This is a genomic window from Streptomyces sp. NPDC033177, from assembly GCF_055577715.1.
Genome location: NZ_JBVIPS010000003.1, coordinates 708,312 through 727,280 on the forward strand (window position 1 = coordinate 708,312; position 18,969 = coordinate 727,280).

Annotated in this window: 22 protein-coding genes; 10 read left to right on the forward strand and 12 right to left on the reverse strand. The window is 70.4% G+C overall.

Annotation, left to right across the window (positions count from 1 at the left end; translation table 11 throughout):
• Positions 1-21: 21 nt before the first annotated feature.
• Positions 22-1,245 (forward strand): PucR family transcriptional regulator, encoded by a 1,224-nt coding sequence (locus tag ACZ5U5_RS14480; RefSeq protein WP_469020701.1) that lies wholly within the window; start codon positions 22-24, stop codon positions 1,243-1,245.
• A 2-nt stretch (positions 1,246-1,247) separates the two neighbouring features.
• Positions 1,248-2,387 carry a winged helix DNA-binding domain-containing protein gene (locus ACZ5U5_RS14485; RefSeq protein ID WP_469020703.1) on the forward strand — a complete coding sequence of 380 codons (1,140 nt, stop codon included), beginning with the start codon at positions 1,248-1,250 and terminating at the stop codon, positions 2,385-2,387.
• Between the two features lie 12 nt (positions 2,388-2,399).
• On the opposite strand, the gene ACZ5U5_RS14490 is transcribed toward ACZ5U5_RS14485, so the two are convergent.
• Complete coding sequence (locus tag ACZ5U5_RS14490; protein WP_469020706.1) at positions 2,400-3,512, reverse strand: polyprenyl synthetase family protein; 1,113 nt, start codon at positions 3,510-3,512, stop codon at positions 2,400-2,402.
• 280 nt (positions 3,513-3,792) lie between these two features.
• Here ACZ5U5_RS14490 and ACZ5U5_RS14495 point away from each other — a divergent pair, with 280 nt between their 5' ends.
• On the forward strand, positions 3,793-5,160 hold the full coding sequence (locus tag ACZ5U5_RS14495) for an MFS transporter (RefSeq protein WP_469020709.1): 1,368 nt from the start codon (positions 3,793-3,795) through the stop codon (positions 5,158-5,160).
• Here the strand turns inward: ACZ5U5_RS14495 and ACZ5U5_RS14500 are convergent.
• Together ACZ5U5_RS14500 and ACZ5U5_RS14505 are read right to left on the reverse strand one after the other, a co-directional pair.
• Positions 5,153-5,551: a VOC family protein gene (locus ACZ5U5_RS14500; protein ID WP_469020712.1), complete on the reverse strand. Its 399-nt coding sequence runs from the start codon at positions 5,549-5,551 to the stop codon at positions 5,153-5,155. The genes ACZ5U5_RS14495 and ACZ5U5_RS14500 overlap by 8 nt on opposite strands.
• Before the next feature lie 10 nt (positions 5,552-5,561).
• Positions 5,562-7,388, reverse strand: coding sequence for a helix-turn-helix domain-containing protein (locus ACZ5U5_RS14505; protein ID WP_469020715.1), 1,827 nt, complete (start codon positions 7,386-7,388; stop codon positions 5,562-5,564).
• A 226-nt stretch (positions 7,389-7,614) separates the two neighbouring features.
• Between ACZ5U5_RS14505 and ACZ5U5_RS14510 the strand changes: the two genes are divergently transcribed.
• A complete protein-coding gene (locus tag ACZ5U5_RS14510; RefSeq protein WP_469020718.1) occupies positions 7,615-8,991 on the forward strand; it encodes an FAD-binding oxidoreductase in 1,377 nt (458 codons plus the stop codon).
• 33 nt (positions 8,992-9,024) lie between these two features.
• On the opposite strand, the gene ACZ5U5_RS14515 is transcribed toward ACZ5U5_RS14510, so the two are convergent.
• Positions 9,025-9,393 carry an STAS domain-containing protein gene (locus ACZ5U5_RS14515; RefSeq protein WP_469020721.1) on the reverse strand — a complete coding sequence of 123 codons (369 nt, stop codon included), beginning with the start codon at positions 9,391-9,393 and terminating at the stop codon, positions 9,025-9,027.
• Positions 9,394-9,850: 457 nt separating this feature from the next.
• On the opposite strand from ACZ5U5_RS14515, the gene ACZ5U5_RS14520 reads away from it, so the two are divergent.
• Positions 9,851-10,615: an NAD(P)-binding domain-containing protein gene (locus ACZ5U5_RS14520; RefSeq protein WP_469020723.1), complete on the forward strand. Its 765-nt coding sequence runs from the start codon at positions 9,851-9,853 to the stop codon at positions 10,613-10,615.
• Positions 10,616-10,707: 92 nt separating this feature from the next.
• Here the strand turns inward: ACZ5U5_RS14520 and ACZ5U5_RS14525 are convergent, their stop codons facing one another.
• Positions 10,708-11,109 (reverse strand): nitroreductase family deazaflavin-dependent oxidoreductase, encoded by a 402-nt coding sequence (locus tag ACZ5U5_RS14525; protein ID WP_469020725.1) that lies wholly within the window; start codon positions 11,107-11,109, stop codon positions 10,708-10,710.
• A gap of 300 nt (positions 11,110-11,409) precedes the next feature.
• On the opposite strand from ACZ5U5_RS14525, the gene ACZ5U5_RS14530 reads away from it, so the two are divergent.
• Complete coding sequence (locus tag ACZ5U5_RS14530; protein WP_469020728.1) at positions 11,410-11,595, forward strand: hypothetical protein; 186 nt, start codon at positions 11,410-11,412, stop codon at positions 11,593-11,595.
• A gap of 156 nt (positions 11,596-11,751) precedes the next feature.
• On the opposite strand, the gene ACZ5U5_RS14535 is transcribed toward ACZ5U5_RS14530, so the two are convergent.
• From ACZ5U5_RS14535 to ACZ5U5_RS14545, 3 genes are all read right to left on the reverse strand, one after another.
• The gene (locus ACZ5U5_RS14535) at positions 11,752-12,222 is read right to left on the reverse strand and encodes a MarR family transcriptional regulator (protein WP_469020730.1); all 471 of its coding nucleotides are present in this window, start codon (positions 12,220-12,222) and stop codon (positions 11,752-11,754) included.
• Positions 12,219-12,701 (reverse strand): MarR family winged helix-turn-helix transcriptional regulator, encoded by a 483-nt coding sequence (locus ACZ5U5_RS14540; RefSeq protein WP_469020732.1) that lies wholly within the window; start codon positions 12,699-12,701, stop codon positions 12,219-12,221. Before ACZ5U5_RS14540 ends, ACZ5U5_RS14535 begins: the two co-directional genes overlap by 4 nt.
• An 81-nt stretch (positions 12,702-12,782) precedes the next feature.
• Positions 12,783-14,156, reverse strand: a complete 1,374-nt coding sequence (locus tag ACZ5U5_RS14545) for an AMP-binding protein (RefSeq protein ID WP_469020735.1) — start codon at positions 14,154-14,156, stop codon at positions 12,783-12,785.
• Positions 14,157-14,332: 176 nt separating this feature from the next.
• Between ACZ5U5_RS14545 and ACZ5U5_RS14550 the strand changes: the two genes are divergently transcribed.
• Together ACZ5U5_RS14550 and ACZ5U5_RS14555 are read left to right on the forward strand one after the other, a co-directional pair.
• Positions 14,333-14,485 (forward strand): hypothetical protein, encoded by a 153-nt coding sequence (locus tag ACZ5U5_RS14550; RefSeq protein WP_469020738.1) that lies wholly within the window; start codon positions 14,333-14,335, stop codon positions 14,483-14,485.
• The gene (locus ACZ5U5_RS14555; RefSeq protein WP_469020741.1) at positions 14,482-14,682 is read left to right on the forward strand and encodes a hypothetical protein; all 201 of its coding nucleotides are present in this window, start codon (positions 14,482-14,484) and stop codon (positions 14,680-14,682) included. The genes ACZ5U5_RS14550 and ACZ5U5_RS14555 overlap by 4 nt, the downstream gene beginning before the upstream one ends.
• Before the next feature lie 39 nt (positions 14,683-14,721).
• Here ACZ5U5_RS14555 and ACZ5U5_RS14560 read toward each other — a convergent pair whose 3' ends face one another.
• Entirely contained in the window at positions 14,722-15,126 is a 405-nt protein-coding gene (locus ACZ5U5_RS14560; RefSeq protein ID WP_469020744.1) for a MerR family transcriptional regulator, read from the reverse strand.
• 48 nt (positions 15,127-15,174) lie between these two features.
• Here ACZ5U5_RS14560 and ACZ5U5_RS14565 point away from each other — a divergent pair, with 48 nt between their 5' ends.
• Entirely contained in the window at positions 15,175-16,059 is an 885-nt protein-coding gene (locus ACZ5U5_RS14565) for an NAD(P)-dependent oxidoreductase (RefSeq protein ID WP_469020747.1), read from the forward strand.
• Positions 16,060-16,089: 30 nt separating this feature from the next.
• On the opposite strand, the gene ACZ5U5_RS14570 is transcribed toward ACZ5U5_RS14565, so the two are convergent.
• Positions 16,090-16,986, reverse strand: coding sequence for an ANTAR domain-containing protein (locus ACZ5U5_RS14570; protein ID WP_469020750.1), 897 nt, complete (start codon positions 16,984-16,986; stop codon positions 16,090-16,092).
• Positions 16,987-17,313: 327 nt separating this feature from the next.
• Here ACZ5U5_RS14570 and ACZ5U5_RS14575 point away from each other — a divergent pair, with 327 nt between their 5' ends.
• The gene (locus ACZ5U5_RS14575; RefSeq protein WP_469020752.1) at positions 17,314-17,730 is read left to right on the forward strand and encodes a CBS domain-containing protein; all 417 of its coding nucleotides are present in this window, start codon (positions 17,314-17,316) and stop codon (positions 17,728-17,730) included.
• A 250-nt stretch (positions 17,731-17,980) separates the two neighbouring features.
• Here the strand turns inward: ACZ5U5_RS14575 and ACZ5U5_RS14580 are convergent, their stop codons facing one another.
• Positions 17,981-18,418, reverse strand: a complete 438-nt coding sequence (locus tag ACZ5U5_RS14580; protein WP_469020755.1) for a glutaredoxin domain-containing protein — start codon at positions 18,416-18,418, stop codon at positions 17,981-17,983.
• Positions 18,415-18,918, reverse strand: coding sequence for a hypothetical protein (locus tag ACZ5U5_RS14585; RefSeq protein WP_469020757.1), 504 nt, complete (start codon positions 18,916-18,918; stop codon positions 18,415-18,417). Before ACZ5U5_RS14585 ends, ACZ5U5_RS14580 begins: the two co-directional genes overlap by 4 nt.
• Positions 18,919-18,969 lie beyond the last annotated feature (51 nt).

An 18,969-nucleotide genomic window follows, 5' to 3' on the forward strand; every position in this document is an offset into this window, starting at 1 on the left:
AGACTTTCCGAGGGGTCAGTTGTGACCGGTGACAAAAGCGTGGGCCGCTTCCTGATCGCCGACGTACCGGGGCTGGCCGCGACCGTCACCCGGCGCCTCGCGGATGACCTGCCGGTCTACGGGCGGTTGCCCGCCGAGGAACTGCACGGGGACGTCCGTGCCATCGTCGCCATGACGATCCGCGTCTTCGCCGATGTGCTGCGCACCGAGCGCATGCCGCCCCCGGAGTTCCTCGGGACGGTGCGCCGCTCGGCGGCCAGACGCGCGGAGGAACGCATCCCCGTGGAGGCGGTCGTCAGCGCCTACTACTACGGGGCCCGCATCTGCGTGGAAGAGGTGACGGCGAGGGCCGAACCGCAGGACCTGATCGAGGCCCACCGGCTGCTGCTCGACTGCCTGCGGGAGATCACGGCCGCCGTCACATCGGGATACGTGGAGGAGAGCCAGTCGCTGATAGGGGAGCGCGACGCGGCCCGTCACACCGTCCTGTCCGCCCTGCTCGACGGCGAAGGCCCGCAACTGGACTCCGCCCAGCTGGGGATACGCCTGCCGCCGTGCTATCTGGTGCTCGCCTTCACCATCGGCCGCCACCCCGACGAGGACCGCGCGGACGTCGACGCCACCGTGGCCTCCCGGCGCAAGATCAGACGCCTGCGTACGGAGCTCGACCGCGCCCTCGGGCACCCCGTCCTCTCCCGTCTGTCCGCCGACGAGGGGCTCGCGCTCATCCCCTCCGACCTTGCGCCGGACCGGGCGGCCGACGGCGACCGGGCCCGCCTGGAGAAGCTGACGGCATCCCTCATCACCGCCAGCGGAGTGCCCCTGGTCGCGGGTGTCGCCGCATCCGCCCCGGCCGACGTCCCGCACGCCGTCCGCCTGGCCACCGAGCTGCGCGACACCGCGACGGGCACCGGTCGGCCACCGGGCGTCTACCCCCTGACCGCGCTGCTCCTCGACTACCAGCTCACCCGCGCGAGCCCAGCCCGCGCGCTCCTGGCCGCGCTGCTGACCCCGTTGGCGGACGGCCCGGACCTGACCGGGACCCTGCGGACGTACTTCACGTCGAACCTGGACCGCCGCGAGACGGCGGCCCGCCTGCACGTGCACCCCAACACCGTCGACTACCGCCTGCGCCGTATCGCCGTCCTCACGGGCCTCGACCTCGCCGCGCACACCGATCTGCTGACACTGCGGGCCGCGCTGAGCGCGTATGACGCGGGAGTGCGGGAAGGGCAGAATCCTTGACCGTGACGATCACCGCGCGCGAACTGAACCGGGCGACCCTCAGCCGCCAACTGCTCCTTGAACGTGAGCCATTGACCGTCCAGGAGGGCATGCGGCGCGTGGTCGCGCTCCAGGCGCAGCAGCCGGCCTCTCCTTACGTCGCCCTGTGGAACCGGCTCACCGGTTTCACCGCGGCGGACCTCGACGCGGCGTTCAGTGAGCGTTCGCTGGTCAAGGCCACCCTGATGCGGATCACGCTGCACGCCGTACACGCCGAGGACTACCCCGTCTTCCGTGCCGCGTTGCAGCCCACGCTGTACGCCTCCCGGCTCGGTTTCCGCTTCGCCGCTTCGGGGCTGAGCCCGGACGACGCCGACGAACTGGTGCCGGAGCTCCTCGACTTCGCCGAACGGCCGCGGACGTCGGCACAGATGCAGGCGTGGGTCGAAGAGCGCCTCGGCGCGGAGAAGAAGGAGGGAGCGTGGTGGGGACTGAAGGCGTACGCGCCGTTGCATCACGCCCCGACGGAGCATCCCTGGTCCTTCGGTCACCGGCCGTCCTTCGTCGCGGCCCCGCACGGATTCGTCCCTACGGGGCGGGCGACGGACCCGCAGGCGCTGCGGACCTTGATCCTGCGCTATCTGGCGGGGTTCGGGCCCGCGTCGGTCGCGGACGTGGCGCAGTTCGCCATGGTGCAGAGGGCGCCCCTCCGCGCGGCGTTCCTCGCGCTGGGCGACACCGTCGAGCAACTCAAGGGACCGGACGGGGACGTACTCTTCGACATCCCGGGCGCCTCCCGGCCACCCGCCGAAACACCTGCTCCTCCCCGTCTCATGGCCATGTGGGACAGCGTTCTGCTGGCCTACTCAGACCGCGGCCGGGTGATACCCCCGGCCTACCGGCCATGGGTCATCCGGCGCAACGGCGACGTACTGCCCACGTTGCTGGTCGACGGTCATGTCGCCGGTGTGTGGCGTCCGCTGGACGACGGCATCGAGGCCACGGCCTTCCACGCGCTGCCACCGGATACCTGGGACCAACTTGCTGCGGAGGCACAGTCCTTGAAGGCCCTTCTCGGTGAGCGCGAGGTGACGGTCTACAGCAGATACCACCACTGGTGGGCCAAGCTTCCTGAGACCGCGGGCGAGGTGCGGATGCTGTAGCCGGCGTGTCGCTCACCGGGTCCTGCGGGTGTTCCACAGCGGCAGTTGCTCGAAGAGGGCGACGGCCTCGCCGTTCCAGTGCCGGTGCCAGGAGGCGGCTTCGGCTGCCGCGGCGTGGGCGTGCCGGTCGATGGCCGCCTGGAGACGGGTGTGGACGTCGTGGCGGAGGGCGATGTCCCGGATGCGGTCGATGATCTCCGGGGTGCAGTCGGGGTCGGCGAGGGCGGCTCGGACCGTGTCGTGATCGGCGCCGTCGGTGGCGGCAAGGAGTTCGCGGGTCAGGTAGGTGTGGCGGCCTGCCCGCAGGTCGGTGCCGCGGGGCTTGCCGGTGAGGCCGGGGTCGCCGAAGAGGTCGAGGTGGTCGTCGCGCATCTGGCCGCTGAGGCCGGCCAGCCGGGCGTAGCGGTGCAGGCTCTCCTCATGTTCGGACAGGTCCTGGCCGGCGGCGAGCAGGCCAAGGCGCATGGGCGCAAGAATGGTGTAGCGCGAGGTCTTGTACTCGCACACCGTCTCCAGCAGCGCCTCGTCGCCCTCGCCCTCCTCGCCTTCGCCGGCTGAGGGGTTCACGTCGCGTTCGAGGTCGAGGACCTGGCCGATGACGGTGTCGGTGCTCACTCCGAGCTGGACGTCGAGCATGGCCTGCTTGCGGTCGGCGGGCAGGTCGGCGCCGAACAGGACGCGCAGCGCCAGGAAACCGGCGAGATCCCCCGCCATCATGGCCAGTCCCAGTGCGGACTGCGGGTGGTCGGGGAGATCTTCGCGGCACGCGTAGTACGTCGAGGGGCCACCACGCCGCATCGGCGAGTCGTCCATGATGTCGTCGAGGATGAGCGCGTGGCTGTGGAGCAGTTCGAGACTCAGCGCGGCTTCCGTGAGCCCCGGAATCTCGTCCCGGGTTACCAGGGCGGCAGCCTCGTAGAGCAGGGTGGTCCGGATCCGCTTGCCGCCACGCAGTGACAACTGCGCCAGAAGTTCCAGACAGCGAGGCGGGAAGCGGCCGAGTTGTGCGCCGTTGAGGTCACCCGCGAGCTCGGCGAAGTACTTCTCGAAGGAAGCGTCGAACCGCCGCCGGTGGCCTGCGGCACGCTCCAAGGCGCTGGTGGTGCTGACGGTGCTGCTGTCCATGGATGCTCGGGCCGACCTTCCCGTACGGGTGCGGTGCCCAGCCTGCCATCCGGCGTGAACGGGTCCGCCACCGGTACCGGAGAGGTCGTCGACAGGCCACGGTGCGCCGTGTTCCTGACGTCCACCAAGGGCTCCGCCTTCGGGATGGACGGTTTCTCCATCGGCACTCCGTGAGGCCGGAGAACTTCTCCCTGTGCCTGTCACCATCGCCTGCCTACGGTGAGCGGGCTCACCTGGCGAGACGGTCGTACACCCGGCACAGGGACCTGAGGAGTCGTCGATGACGGAAGCCGAGACACTGCGCCGCAGCGCGCTGCGCAAGATCGCCCGGAGGCTCATCCCGTTCCTGGGCCTCGTGTACTTCGTCAACTACCTCGACCGCACGAACATCGGCTTCGCCAAGCTGACGATGAGCGAGGACCTCGGGCTCACGGAGACCATGTTCGGGCTCGCGTCGGGGCTGTTCTTCATCGGCTACTTGCTGTTCGAGGTGCCGAGCAACCTCGCCCTGCACCGCTTCGGCGCGCGCCGCTGGATCGCCCGCATCATGGTGACGTGGGGCCTGTGCGCGATGCTGCTGGCCTTCGTGCAGTCCGCCGGGCAGCTGTACGCGGTGCGCGTGCTGCTCGGCGTCGCGGAGGCTGGCTTCTTCCCCGGGATCATGCTGTACCTGACGTGGTGGCTGCCGAGGGCCGAACGGGTGCGGCTGATCGGCACGTTCCTGGTCGCCATCCCCCTGTCCAGCGCCCTGGGAGCACCGCTGTCCACGGCGATCATCACCTACCTCGACGGGTTCCTCGGACTTGAGGGCTGGCGTGTGATGTTCCTGCTGGAAGGCGTGCCTGCTGTGGTGCTCGGCGTGGTCTGCTGGTTCTACCTCACCGACCGGCCGGAGACCGCCGCCTGGCTCACTCACGGCGAACGCCAGGCACTCACCTCCGCCCTGGAGGCCGAGCGGGCCGAGCTCGCGCCCGCCGCGGAGGGCTCCGTCTGGCGGGCCCTGCTCAGCGGCAAGGTGCTCGCACTCGGCGGCATCTACTTCGGGGTCGTGTACGGCCTGTACGCCCTGTCGTTCTTCGGACCGACCCTGGTGGCGGGCTTCTCCGAGCGGTTCGACACCGAGTTCAGCCTGGTGCAGACCGGGGCCATCGTGGCCGTGCCCTTCGTGGCCGGAGCGATCGCCATGGTCCTGTGGAGCCGCCACTCGGACCGCACCGGGGAACGGCGCTGGCACCTGGCCGGACCTGCCGTCGTCGGCGGCCTGACGATCCCGGTCGCCCTGTACCTGGACTCGCCGTACGCGGTCATGCTCATGGTCACCGTCACGGCGATGGGCATCTTCTGCGCGCTGCCGGTCTTCTGGCATTTCCCGCCCACGGTCCTGACGAGCGCCGGTGCTGCGGCGGGCATCGCGCTGATCAACACCCTCGGCAACGCATCGGGTTTCCTCGCGCCGTACGTGACGGGGTGGGCCCGCGACGCGACCGGGGACATGGACACCGGGCTGTGGATCGTCGGCATCGTGATGGTCGCCGCCGGGGTGGGCGCGGCCGTGCTGCGCGACGGGCCCCGGGTCAAGGACGGCGAGGCGGCCGTCCTTGCGAGGCCGGCCACCCAAGGGGGCGGGGGAGGGGCGAGCGTCAGGTAGGCGGCCGGTTGCTGCCGCTGGGCGCACGGCTCAGGTCGACCACGCAGAAGAGGTTGCCGTCGGGGTCGGCGAGAACGACGAAGTCGGGGTCGGGCGGATACAGGTCCCAGTCCACGGCCCGCGCACCCAGGGAGATCAGCCGCCTGACCTCTGTCCGTTGTTCCCCGGTGGTCTCGGCGAACAGATCCAGGTGCAGACGCGGCCGGGGCTCCGCCGGCGACGCACTGAGCATCAGGCCGAGGGCGCGGCCGCTTCCGTCGGAGTGGTCGAGCGTCCGCCATGACTCGCTCTGCCACTCCTCGGTGGCGACCAGGGCCAGGGCCTGCGTCCAGAAGGCGACAGCGCGAGGAATGTCGGTGACTCCGAGGACGGGAATTCCGAGCTTCAGCATGGGCGGGAGCCTAGGCGAGCCGACCCGCCAGCTCGTGCAGCCGCAGGGCGAGTTGGATGTCCAGGGCCCGGTCCACGCCGCGCCAGCCCGCGCCGAGCAGGCCGTCGGCACGGTTGAGGCGCTGGTAGAGCGTGTTGGCGTGGATGTGCAGGTCCGCGCACGTGCGGGCGTGGTGCTGCGCGTTGGCCAGGTACGCCCCGACCGTGGCCGCCAGGTCGCCGCCCCGCCCCCGTACCCGGTCGTGATCGAGCAGCGGGCCCACGGTCGTACGGACGAAGACCTGGGCCTCGTCGGCCCCGGCCTGAGTGAACAGGGAGCGGTATGCGCCCAGTTCGGCCGGCTCGGCCACCACACCCTGCCGGCCGAGGGCCCGCAGCATCGTCGCCGTCTGCCTGGCCTCCCGGTGCGCCCGGCGGATCTCCGCGACGCCCCGCCCGCACGCGGCGAGGCCCACGGGCCCGGCGAGACCGCGCTGTTCCACGAGCGCCCTGAGCGCGGCCAGGTCGAGACCCGGCACCAGGAACGTGATCTGGTCGCCGAGCTGGGCACTCCAGCCCGATGTCTCCTGGGCGAGCCGGGCGATCTGGTCGGCCGTGTGGTCGGTGTCGCGGGCGTCCACGACGGCGACAGCAGCCACGGAGTCCACGTCCATGCCCGCGCCCAGCGCCCGGCGGCGTACACCGGCCTCGTCGGCCTCGGCGGAGAGCAGCGAGGTCAGCACCTCGCCGCGGGTGCGCAACTGCGTCTCAAGGACCGAGCGTTCCAGCGCGGCCACCAGCGCGACGGTGACCGCGCCGATCGAGAGCAGCCGTACGTCCTCGTCGTGGAACGCGCGTTCCCCGGTCGCCACGAGCGACCCCGTGTGCCCGCCGCGGACCACCACGGGCAGGGCCACGCCGTGGCGGCCGTCGTGTTCGAACCGGCGTGGGGTCTGCGGCTCGTCGTCTGTCCAGGGCCGCGGACGCTCGCACCGCGGCCCGGCGACCAGTTCGCCGTGCGAGTCGAGGACCGACACCGTGAGACCGGTGGCGCCGGTGATGGCCTGCGCCACCTCGCGATAGCCGCCTCCGCCCACCACGACGTCGGTGAGCCGGTCACGCAGCTCGGCCTCGGCCCGGCGCAGTGAATCGCTGCTGCGCAGCGTCAGGTTGGCCTCGCGCAGATCCGCGATGAGCGCGGCGTTACGGAGGGCCACCGCCGCGTGCGCCGCCAGGGCGGCGAGCAGTTCCACCTCGCGGTCGGTGAACCGGCGCGGGCTGCGGTCGGCGGCGAGCAGGACCCCGACCGGCTCGTCGTCGACGATCATCGGCACGCCCAGGATCCCGCCGAGCTGCTCGGCGGCCGCGGCACTGTCGACGGCGGGGGAGCGGTTGATGGCCGGGTCCTCGCGGTAGCGGACGGTCGACTGCGGGGCACCGCTGCGCAGGACGAGCCCCCCGAGGCCCGTGTCCGGATCGAGTTCGATGCCCCGCAGGGTCGAGCCCATCGAGCCGTCGACGGTCTCGATCCGCAGCCGCCGGTCGTCGTGAAGCACCATGATGTAGGCGAGGTCCACGGAGAGCAGGCGCCGCGCGTGCGCCGCCACTTCCCGCAGTACCCCGCTGGACGCGGTCAGTGCCCCCAGCCGCCGGGCCAGGTCGTTGAGCGCCGAAAGCTCGGCCGACTCGCGCTGCTGGCGGTTCATGCGACGCAGGATCTCGCGGGCGTGCGCTGCGGAGTCCTCGACTTCCCCGGCGGGCCGCCCCTCGGCGAGGAGCGCGAGGCGCAGCGCGTCGATCTCGTCGGGCGACGGAGCCTCGGACAGCAGCCGCAGCCAGCGGTTCTCACTCGTGTGCACCCCCTCATGATGCAGGGGGCCCCGCAAGCCCACTGTGGAGGGTCTCTCCGCGGCAGGGGCCGGAGCATGGAGATTGTCTCCGTACGGATCGCCGTGCCGCCGTGTTTCGATCGACATCAGCAGCACCGCCCGCGCCGGCCCGGCGGTACTGCGCCGAGGGGACGGATACAGGTATGCACGCCACCGGAAGGCCCGCCTCGGGGCGAACCCACCGAGAGGACACACGATGAGTACCACGGTCGTTCGAGCGATCCTCGAGCACATTCCCGCCGACCGGGTGCTCACCGATCCGGACAGCGTCGAGGCCTTCCGCCGTGACCAAGCGGCATGGGCGCCCAGCGGTCGCCCCGCGGCCGTCGTCCGCGCGACATCCACCCAAGACGTCGCCGACACGGTCCGTGCCTGTATCCGTCACCGCACCCCGGTCGTGGCCCGCGGGGCGGGCACCGGCCTTTCCGGGGGAGCCAACTCAGGTGAAGGGCATGTGGTCGTGGCGCTCGACGCCATGGACCGGATCGTCGAGGTGAGCCCCCTGGAGCGGCTCGCGGTCGTCCAACCCGGGGTGATCAACGACCACTTGCGGAGCGCGGTGGCCGAGCACGGGCTCTGGTACCCGCCCGATCCGGCCAGTTCTCCGTGGTCGACCATCGGCGGCAACGTGGCCACCAACGCCGGCGGCGTCTGCTGCGTCAAGTACGGCGTCACCGGTGACTATGTACTGGCCCTGGAGATGGTCAACGGACTCGGTGAGATCGTGCGGCTCGGCCGACGTACCGCGAAAGGCGTAGCGGGCTATGACCTCACGGGTCTCGTCGTCGGGTCGGAGGGGACGCTGGGCATCATCACGGAAGTGACCGTCCGCCTGCGGCCCCTGCCGCCCGCCGCGGTCACCGTCGCCGGGCATTTCGGTTCCGTCGTGGACGCGGGAGCCGCCGTACGCGCGGTCGCCGAGGCCGGGTTGACCCCCTCGGCGCTCGAACTGATCGACCGGCACTGCCTGCGTGCCGTGGACGCGTGGAAGAACATGGGGCTCTCGCTCGACGCGGACGTGGTGCTCCTCGGCCGGATCGACGAGCCGGGCGAGACCGGCGCCGCCCAGGCGGAGCGCATGGTCGACTGCTTCCGCGGGGCGGGCGCCTCCTGGGCCGAGCGGTCCACCGACGAGAACGAGGCCGACGCCTTGTTCGCGGCCCGCAGGCTGGCCTATCCCGCGCTGGAACGCCTGGGCCCGGTGCTCACCGAGGACGTCTGCGTGCCCAAGGAGCGCATCCCGGAGATGCTCGGCCGCATCGAGAAGACCGCCGCCCGGCACGACATCCTCATCGCCAACATCGCACATGTGGGTGACGGAAATCTGCATCCTCTGTTGATCACGGAGCCCGGCGACGACGTCGCACGCACGCGCGCCCAGGCCGCCTTCGAGGAGATCATCGCCGACGCCATCGCCCTGGGCGGTACGGTCACCGGCGAGCACGGAGTGGGCCTGCTCAAGCGCCCGGGGCTCGCCGCGGAACTCACGCCGGAGGTGATGGCCATGCAGCGGGCCGTGAAGCAGGCCCTCGATCCGTACGGCGTGCTGAACCCCGGCAAGGTGCTGTCCTGAACGTCACCGTCGGACCACGGCCCGCCGACGGGCCTACGGCATGCCTGGGGCGCCTTCCCCCGGGTCGTGCCGGCCCTCGGTCCTCGGCTGCTCCGCAAGGAGTCTGTCCACGCCGAGGAGCTGCAGGATCTGCCGTACGGCCCTGGAGGGGTGGAGCACGACGAGGCGGCCCCCCGCTGCTCGGCTCCGTTCGTGATGCGACAGGAGTGCGTTGACCCCGGAGGAGTCGATGAAGGTGACGTTGGCGAGATCCAGCTCGACCCTCTTGGCCATCACGGGCTCCAGCACCGTCGTCAGCGACGGCACGCTGTCTATGTCCAGGTCCCCGCACACACGGATCAGTACGGGTTCGAGGCCCATGACCGCGTCCACATGCAGTGGTTGGGGTGTAGCAGGAGCCATGCTTCGTGGTCTCCTCAGGACGTGGACCGGTCGGTCGGTGGCTACTCCTCCGTCGCGCATGAATATGCCCCGAAAAGCTGCGCCGCACGCGCGGCATAAGTGGAACGCTGCTTCCAGGAACACCCCGGGCGGAGTCGGTGCCGTGCTGGGGTGGGCAGACCTCCGGATCATACGGTGCGTCTGCGCGGGCCCCGCCCGGAGTGCTCCCTCCTCGCGAGGCGAGGCCCGCTCCCTCGACCAAGTGCCCAGGAGCTCGCGCGACTCCCGGTCGGTGCGGCACTTGGGAGGCTGCCCTCGCCGGCATGCCTGCCCTCGTCACCGGCAGGTAGGCGGGCCAGATTGCGTCAAGCCGCGGATACGCGCGTGGAACCTGACCTGCCGCCGTTACGCCGAAGGCGTGCAAGAGGCCGGGACACCTGCGAGGCTCTCCCACGTGACCGGACAGGAGAAAGACGCAGTGAAGAGCATCGGCATCATCGGGGTCGGCGAGATCGGCCGGGCCCTTGTGACGGGTTTGTGCGACGGGGCCGACGAGGCGCCGCAGGTGTTCCTCTCCCCGCGCGGAGCCCGCACGGCGGACGAGTTGGCCGCGCGCCACGAGGACGTACAGGTCTGCGCCGACAACCAGGAGGTGGTGGACCGCTCCGAGGTGGTGATCATCGCCGTACGCGCGAAGGACCGGCACGAAGCACTCGCGGGCCTGAGAGTGGACGACGACAAGACGGTGATCAACGTGATGGCCGGCGTCGCCAACGACGACCTGCGCCGCATACTCGCCACCGACGCTCCGCTGGTGCGGGCCATCCCCCTGCCCTCCATACGCGAACGCCGCTCCGTCACGGTGACGTTCCCCTCCCACCCGGTGGCGGACGCGCTCTTCGAGCGGTTGGGCGGGGCGCAGCCGGTCGCGGACGAGGAGGCCTTCAACGTCTTCTCCGCGCTGACGGGAACGCTGACCACCCACTACGCCTACCTCGCCACGCTCACCTCATGGGCCGCCGGCCACGGCATCGCCTCCGACGACGCCGACCGCTACGTCCGCGGGCTCTTTCAGGCCGTCGGCCGCGCACTGAGCGACGAGAGCCGCTCCCTGCAGCAACTCGCCGCCGACCATGAGACCCCGGGCGGTAACAACGAACGCATCCGCACCACGTGGTTCGACCCGGCCAACTCCGAAGCGCTCGACAAAGCCTTGGACGGCCTGCTCGCCCACTTGAGGTAGCCGGGACGCCAGGGGGATACGTAAGAAGGACCGGGCCGTGCCCCGCGCGACTCCGGCAGCTCGTTCACGTATCCGCCCTGTCGGCCCGTGCCTCAGACGCGTTCCAGGACCACCACCGGGATCTCCCGGTCGGTCTTGCTCTGGTACTCGTCGTAGGCGGGCCAGGTCGCGGCCATCGTCCGCCACATGTCCGGCTTCTCGTCCGGGGTCGCGGTACGCGCACGGGCGGTGTAGCGGTCGCTCTTGATCTGCACCTGCACCTCGGGGTTCGCCTCGATGTTGCGGAACCACAGGGGCGGCTGGTCGGCTCCGCCGTTGGAGGCAACCACGAGCACGTCGTCGCCGTAGGGCTGGTAGATCAGGGGGGTGCTGCGCTGCTCACCGCTCTTGCGGCCGATGGTGGTGAGGATCAGCACTGTGGTGTTCTGCCAGTCATGGCCCTCCTCGCCATCGGTCGCGACGTAACGCTCGACGTGCTCTTTGCCGAACAGCATCTGCTGTCTCCTTCGTGTACTCGCCGGATCGTGCGTGTTCTGCCTGCGCTGACCAACTCTTCATGGTCATTCTGCGGCTTCCCGCCAGCGTGCCGCCGAATCGGCGTGCCCGGCCTGACGACACCCCGGCGGGGGCCACAACCACCCTCGAACCGCCCGGTCAGATCGGAAAGCGCCGCTTCTACCCACTCCTTTCCGGCTGAAGACACCACCGAGGGAACTTCAGGCGTATGGACGGCTTGCGGGGGTGCCGCGTTTGCGTTCCCGATACCCCGGCCCGCAGGCCTCGTTGGGCGGAACATGGACGATGACACGAGAGACCCGCACTCCGCGCAGCCCCAAGGTCAACTCCTCACCGGCGCCTACTGGATGGACTCCCTCGTCTATGCGGGAGACGCGTGCATGTGGTGCACGCAGGCCACGTACGAAGAACTCGGCAGGACCCGGTCCGCTCAGGAGTACGATCACGGACTCACCGCGAGGTGAGCGGCGGCGGGGGGTCGGCGATACCGACGACGATGCGGTGCTCGCTGCCGTACCCGACGATCGGGAGGCGCAAGTCAGTCGTCGTCACCCATCCCCGTGGTGCCAACTGTAGTCAGGCGGGACCCATTTGGGCGCAGTCTCGGCCGGGGTCAAGCCTCAGGCTTCCGCCAGTTCGGCGTTCGCGCGCTCGGTGACCAGGGTCAGCACTTGGCCCGCGATCGCGAGATCCTCGGCCGGAATGCCGGTGTACAGGCGAGCGGCGATCTGTGCGGCCTCGGCGCTGGTGGTGTCGTGCAGTTTCCGTCCTGAGTCCGTCAGGCGGATCCGGGACGCGTCCGCCGGGTCCTTCTCCAGCAGCTTCGAGGCCGTCAGGTCCTCTGTGACGCCGCGCGCGACCGACTCGTCGACCTTCAGCGAGCCGGTGACGTTGCCGATGAGTTCATCGTGGCCGATGGACTCGCCCGCGGTCGCGAGGAACTGGAGCGTCACATTCTGCTGGAACGTCGCGCCATGGCGGGCCAGAGCGCGCTCCAGGAGAGCGCGCGATGCGTAGTGGGCCAGGGCCACGACGCGGCCGTTGACCGTGGGTGCAGGGGCGGAGGCTGGTATGGGCGCGGTGGTAGTCATGTCTGCTCCTCGTTGTTCTCGGTGTGTGGATCAAGAGGTGCGTCGAGCAGGATCGCCAGCTCGTGGGTGAACTGCCGTGTGCGCGGGCTGTTTTGCCCTCCGAGCGGCGCGAGCAATTGGTCCAGCAGACCCTGGACCACCTTGATCGCGCGGAGTGTGACCTCGCGCCCCTGCTCGGTGAGCGAAAGCTGCATGGCACGTGGGTCGTTGGGATCGCGGGTACGGGCGACGAGCCCGGCGGTTTCCAGGGCGCGGGCGAGCTTGGAGACGTACAGCGCCTCAAGCCCCGTGTGGTCGGCGAGCCGGCGCTGGCTGGGCTGCTGCCCGGAGCGCGACATGCCGTACAGCGACGCCATCAGCGCGTACTGCGCATGGGTGAGGCCGAGCGGCCCGACCGCCCGGTCGACGGCCACCCGCCATTTGGTCGACAGGCGCCAGACCAGAAATCCCGCCGTGGCGCCTTCAGTTGCTGTACTCACAGTGAAGTACGGTACATGGCTACTATGTACATGGCTACTGTTTCTTGACGGCTCTGCGCCCGGGGCTCAGTACGCCGGGGCTCAGGGACGCATGTGTTGGACGCGGTCCTCGACGACCAGGTGTCCGTCTTCGGTGAGGCGGGCCATGTGGCCGGACTTGAGGAAGCCGTCGGCAGTGAAGGCGCGGGCGTTCGCCTCGGGGGCCTTGTAGTAGCCGCGCAGGGTGCAGGGGCCGCGCATCCAGAGGTGCCCGGGTGTCCCCGCAGGTACGTCGGTGCCGTCCGCGTCGGTGATGCGGATCTCGTCGTCCGGCGCGAGGGGGCGGCCCTGCGTGTGACGGACGACGTTGTCGGTGTCAGTGAGGCGGGTGAGGGACAGCAGCCCCTCGGCCATCTCGAAGACTTGCTGGAGACGGCAGTCGAAGGCCGAGCCGATGTGGGGCGCGAGGTCGGGGTCGAGAGGCGCGCCGCAGACCTGGACGAGGCGCAGGCTGGAGAGTTCGTACGGGCTGTGTTCGTGCGGGCCCTGGGAGAGGGCGTCGAGCCACAGCTGTGCGTCAGCCCGGGTGAGCGAAGCGACCGTGACCTTTTCCTTCTCGATCGCGCGCAAGGCCGGCTCTGCCGCGTGCGATGTGCCGACGGGGTCGTCGATCAGTACGACGGTGGCCCCGGCGGCGAGGGCGCCGACGATGCCCGGACAGCCGAAGGCGAAGTTGGTCGCGGCCGGGAGGGCCACGAGGTAGACGTCCTCGGGGCCGAGGCCGATGAGTTCGGCTGCGGCGCGCGACTGGTACGCGTAGTCGTTGTGGGTGCGCGGTACCAGCCGGGGCGCGGTCGCGGCGGCGTCCGACGGCAGGAGGAACGCGACGTCGTTGGGGTCGTACGCGCGGTCCGGGTCGCGCGGGGCGTCCAGGGAACCGAGGGGAAAGAACAGACATCCGCTGGGCGCGGTGAAGAAGCCGCCTTGAGCGCCGTCGGGGCCGTCGAGGGTGAAGGCGCGGCGCAGACGCGGATGGTCGTCGCTGAGCGTCGCAACCATCTTGGCGTGGTCGAAGCCGTGGTGGACGCTGGGGCCTATGTAGGCGGCGGCTTCCGTGACCTGGGCGAGGTGCGCGATCTCGTCGGCGCGGTGGGAGGTGGGCGCCAACACCGGGAAGGCTCCGACGCGCATGAGGGCGTAGACGGTGATGACGAACTCGGGCACATTCGGGAGCTGGACGATGACCCGGTCGCCCGCGCGTACGCCCCGGAGCGTCAGTCCGGCGGCCATGCGGTCGACACGGCGGTTCAGTTCGCGGTAGGTGAGGCGACGTTCGCCGTGGACGAGGGCGGTGCGGGTGGTGTGGGTGCGGGCGTGTTCGGCGAGGAGTTGGGGCAGGGCGGCGCCCCGGTAGTAACCACGGTCGTAGTGGCGGCCTACGGTCTCGGGCAGGTGCGGGGTGCAGCCGTCCAGCATGGTCCAGACTCCTTCCGGGGCGCGTGACCATGTGGATCACGGCCGCTCACCCTCGCATGCTGGATGCGGAGGCGACAACCAGCACTTGTGCACCACGCCCCCGGAGTCGCCGCCTCTCGCCTCTCGTTGGCCTGTTGGGCTGTCGGGCTTCAGTAAGGCAACCCCTCCGCCGCCGCATGAACGAGATCCACTACCCGCGGGTGGCGAAGACGCTCCGGCTGGCAACGGCGCCCGAGGCGCTGATCGCCAGCCCCAACTACACGGTGGCCCGGGTGTTCGCCGAGCGGGTGCGCGGGGCGGCTACGACCTCGAGGTCGGTTTCGGGGTGAGCCCCGACCGCGGCCGCCTCCGGTACGACGCCTCCACCGACTCCGTGTCGCTGCACTGGCCGTCGGGCGGCGACGCGGACAGCCACCGCCACATCCACCGGCGGGTCACCGAGGTCTCCAAGGGACTCGGCGTACTCACGGACACCAACTCCCTGGTCAACAGCACCTGCTGCTGGAAGGTGCCGCTCAAGCCCTGACCCTGGGGCCGCCCGTCCTCGCCCCGGCCGCGAAAGGCTTCAGGCGGGGACGGGCTCCTGGCACACCTCGTCGAAGGGCGGATAGCTCTCGCTGCCCCGCTCCGCCGCCTCGATGTAGACGGCGAGGGCGTCACGGGACTGAGCAAGGCGGTGCATCTGATCATCGAGGCGCCCCAGCCGCGACCGCATCGCGGACAGGAGTTCAGAACACCCGGGCAGCTCAGGTGCTTCTCCGACCGCACAGGGAAGCACGTACGCGATGTCCTCGGAGGACAGGCCCGCACCCAGCAGGTGCCGGATCTGCTTCACCCGCAGCACGGCGTTCTCGTCGTAGTCGCGGTAGCCGTTCGCCCTGCGTTCCGCCTCCAGGAGGCCCTGGGCCTCGTAGTAGCGCAACTGATGGGCGTTGACGCCCGTACGACGACTCAGTTCCCCGATGCGCATCGAACCTCACTTGACCTTCATACCGGTATGAACGTTGACGATGCTGCCATGAACAACGAAACCGCAGCACCTGTTTCCGTCATCGGACTCGGCCTGATGGGCCAAGCCCTCGCGGGCGCGTTCCTGAGAGCAGGCCACCCCACCACCGTATGGAACCGCACGGCCTCCAAGGCCGACCAACTGATCGCCCAAGGGGCGCAGTTGGCGCCCACGGTCGGGGAGGCCATCAAGGCGAGTCCCCTGACGGTCATCTGCCTCACCGACTACCAGGCCATGCACGAGTTGCTCGGTGCGAGTGATGTCACCCTGGACGGCACGACCTTGGTCAATCTGACCTCGGGTGACTCGGCCCAGGCACGGGAAGCCGCGCGCCTGGCCGAGCAGCGCGGTGCGCACTACGTGGACGGCGCCATCATGGCCATCCCGGCGGGAATCGGCACCGCCGACGCGGTGATCCTCCACAGCGGGCCGGAGTCGGACTTCGATGCGCACAAGCCGACGCTCGACGCACTCGGCACCGTGAGCTACCTCGGCGCGGATCACGGTCTCGCTTCCCTGTACGACGTGGCGGGCCTGGTCATGATGTGGAGCATCCTGAACGCCTGGCTCCAGGGCACCGCCATGCTCAGGACGGCCGGTGTCGACGCCGCGACGTACGCGCCGTTCGCGCAGCAGATCGCCGCCGGGGTGGCCGAATGGCTGCCGGGGTACGCCGAGCAGATCGACAAGGGGTCCTTTCCGGCCGAGGTGTCGGCTCTGGAGACCGACGTGCGGGCCATGACCCATCTGATCGAGGAGAGCGAAGCGGTAGGAGTCAACGCCGAACTGCCGCGGCTGATCAAGGCCATGGCCGACCGTGCGATCGCAGCGGGCCACGGTGGCGAGCAATATCCCGTACTCATCGAAGAGTTCGTCAAGCCCCGCGTCGACTGACCGGTCCACCCGCCCCGACGCCTCCGGCCGCTACTGGCGGGAGGCGAGGGCCAGTCGGTGCAGGTCTTCCAGGGCGTCGACGAGGACGGTGTGCTGGTGCCACTTGACCCAGGTGCCGACGGCGCGGCCGGTGGCCTCCAGGGACTGCAACTGCGCCTGGGCGAAGCCGGCCAAGGGGCCGGCGTGGTGGGAGGAGATGACACCCTGCACGGTGTCCTGCTCGTCGATCAGCGGAATGCTGTGGCAGGCCCGGCTGCCGGCCGCGAGGATCACACGCCGCGTCTCTTCGTCGAAACCGGCCGACAGGGCCACATCCTTGACGGTGACCTGCTGGCTGGCGACGGCCGCCCGAGAGCAGGAGGTCTTTCCCTCGACGAACGCGAAGAAGTCGGTGAACTGACGGGGCAGGCCCGTGTGATTCGCCATCCGCAGGACACCGTCCTCCATCAGCTGGACGTTGCCCATTTCCGCACCGGTGATGTGCAGGACGCGTTGCAGGGCGGCGCCGAGGATCTCGCCCTGGTTGGCGGGGTTGAGCGTGCCCGCCTCAAGCGTGGTCAGGTCGGGCGCCGGCTGGTGTGACCGTCCGCCGAACCACGACTTGGCGCCCGGTGCCGGTCCCGGCGTCCGGGCCACCGCGGCGGCCATCTGGTGCAGCTTGATGTTGGCTCGCTGAGACGCCTGGCGCAGCAGCGCGAACGCCGCCTCCGCGTTCGCCAGGCGATACCGCTCGACCAGCACGCCCTCGGCCATGGCGATCCTGGGCCGCGTACGCGCCTGGACCTCCAAACCGGACACCTGGCCGCGCAGCTGCTCGGCGGTGGCTCTCAGCTCTTCGGTCTCGGCCCTGAGGGTGGGGGAGTCCTGGGGCGAGGGCTGGTCCTCGGGCTGGGGCGCAGACGGAATGTTCGTCACGTTGTCTCCCATGGCGGCACCCTGGTCCGTACTCCTCGTCCATGGTGAACAGTGCCACGACGTCGCCGACGCCGCCCACCCCCGGCTCCGTTCGCCGAAGAGGACCGCTGCTCACACACCAGCAGAGACCTTAACCCGACGTGTGGAGGATGTGACGACCGGCCCTGGAAGTCAGCCGCGCACGGTGACGGTTGGGGGTGATGTGCCGGATTTGGCCTGGGTGACTCCGGTGCCTCCACGCGCGTGTCCGAGAACGGCCTGAAGCTGTTCGGCCCCCGGGTTTGACCCACCCCCGCAGGGCACCCGGTCAGCCCCATACGTTCAGCGGAGGAATCAGACATGACTACCGCACGCGACATCATGACCGGCGGCGCTCACTGCGTGGGCGCCGAGGAGACCATGCTCGACGCCGCCCGCAAGATGGCCGAACTCGGTGTGGGCGCGCTGCCCATCTGCGGCACGGACGACCGGCTCAAAGGCGTCCTGACCGACCGGGACATCGTGGTCAAGGTGCTGGGCAAGGCCAAGGACCCGGCCACCGTCCTGGCCGGCGAACTCGCCCAGGGTGAGGCCGTCACCATCGGAGCCGACGACAGCGCGGACGAGATCGTGGCGACGATGACGCATCACAAGGTGCGGCGGCTTCCCGTGATCGACGGGCACCGGCTCGTCGGCATGGTGGCCCTCGCCGATGCCGCACGGGCCCTCAAGGACCCCAAGGCCGGGCAGCTTCTCGACGCGCTGTCCACTGACTGACACCGGCGCGTTCTCCACCGACTGACGCCGGCGCTGCCGGGGTCGACTGGGGCCGCATCACCGACCATACGGCCCCAGCCTCCGCCCTCCGTGTGCGGCGGCGAGACAACTCCCGCGACCTCGCACCGCCGGGGGCATGTTGCGCGAGAACCGATCGAGGGGGAGCCTCGGTCCTCGCGCCCGCGGACGCTGCCGCACTCACGCGGCGGCGGCCGGACACTCACAGCGTCCCACCGCACGCCGCACCCCGTCACGGGGAGGGGCGGACCTGTTCGCGTACCCAGGCGGGATCGGGGTTGACGTGCGGTCGGCCCGCCACGAAGACCGTCGGCACGGTCTCATTGCCCTCGTTGACCGCCCGCACCGCGGCGGCCCCGGCCGGATCACGCCAGATGTCGACCCAGTACACCTGGCGGGCGCGGAGCCCCAGCCGGATGCGCAGTCGCAGGCAGTACGGGCAGCCCGACCGCCAGTAGACGATCGGCCGACCGTCGGCCGCGGCACGGCGCTGTGCTTCCAGAGAACCGGTCGACCTCGGGAAGAACAGCGGCGAGTGCACCCCCGCGAGCAGCACGAACACGAGCAGGAGGGCCGCGGCCGCGCCGGGATCGTCCCCGGAGACCAGGCCGGCCGCGGCGAATGAGCCGCAGATCACCAGCAGCAGGGGAAGAATCCAGGCGCGCATCATGAGGACGTTACCCGCCAGCGCGGGGCCCGGTCATCAGGGATGTCCGGTGAAGCGAAGTGGAAGGGCACGCCGAGGTGATGGGCCAGCGCTTGCCCGGCCTCGGTGGCGGCGCCCGCGGGGGAGTGGCCGGGGAGCCGGTGGATGACCGCCAAGCGGCCTTCTCCCCGCGGTTCGTCCAGGACCGCGACCAGCTCCACGAACCAGTCGTGCACGGTGTCGCCGTCCCAGAGGGCCTCCACGGCGACCACGCGGCCGGGAAGAGCCGCGGCGCGGGCCGCGAGTGAGGGGGTGTCGAGCGGGTCGGGGGGCGTGCGCCGCACCTGGTCGCCGAGAGCCTCGTATCGCGAGTGGACCACCCACTGTGCCTCGAGCAGCCCCAACCCCAGTGGGCGCAAGGCTTCCCAGACAGTCTTGACCGCTGCCATCCGGCGGTCACGCAGCACGTCCGCGTCGACCTCGCGGCGGGTCTGGTCCTCCAACTGGCCCCACCAGTCGCTCACTTGGCCACCGTCCCGGATGCCGTGGCGGGTGTCAGGGGGCGGGGCGCAGGC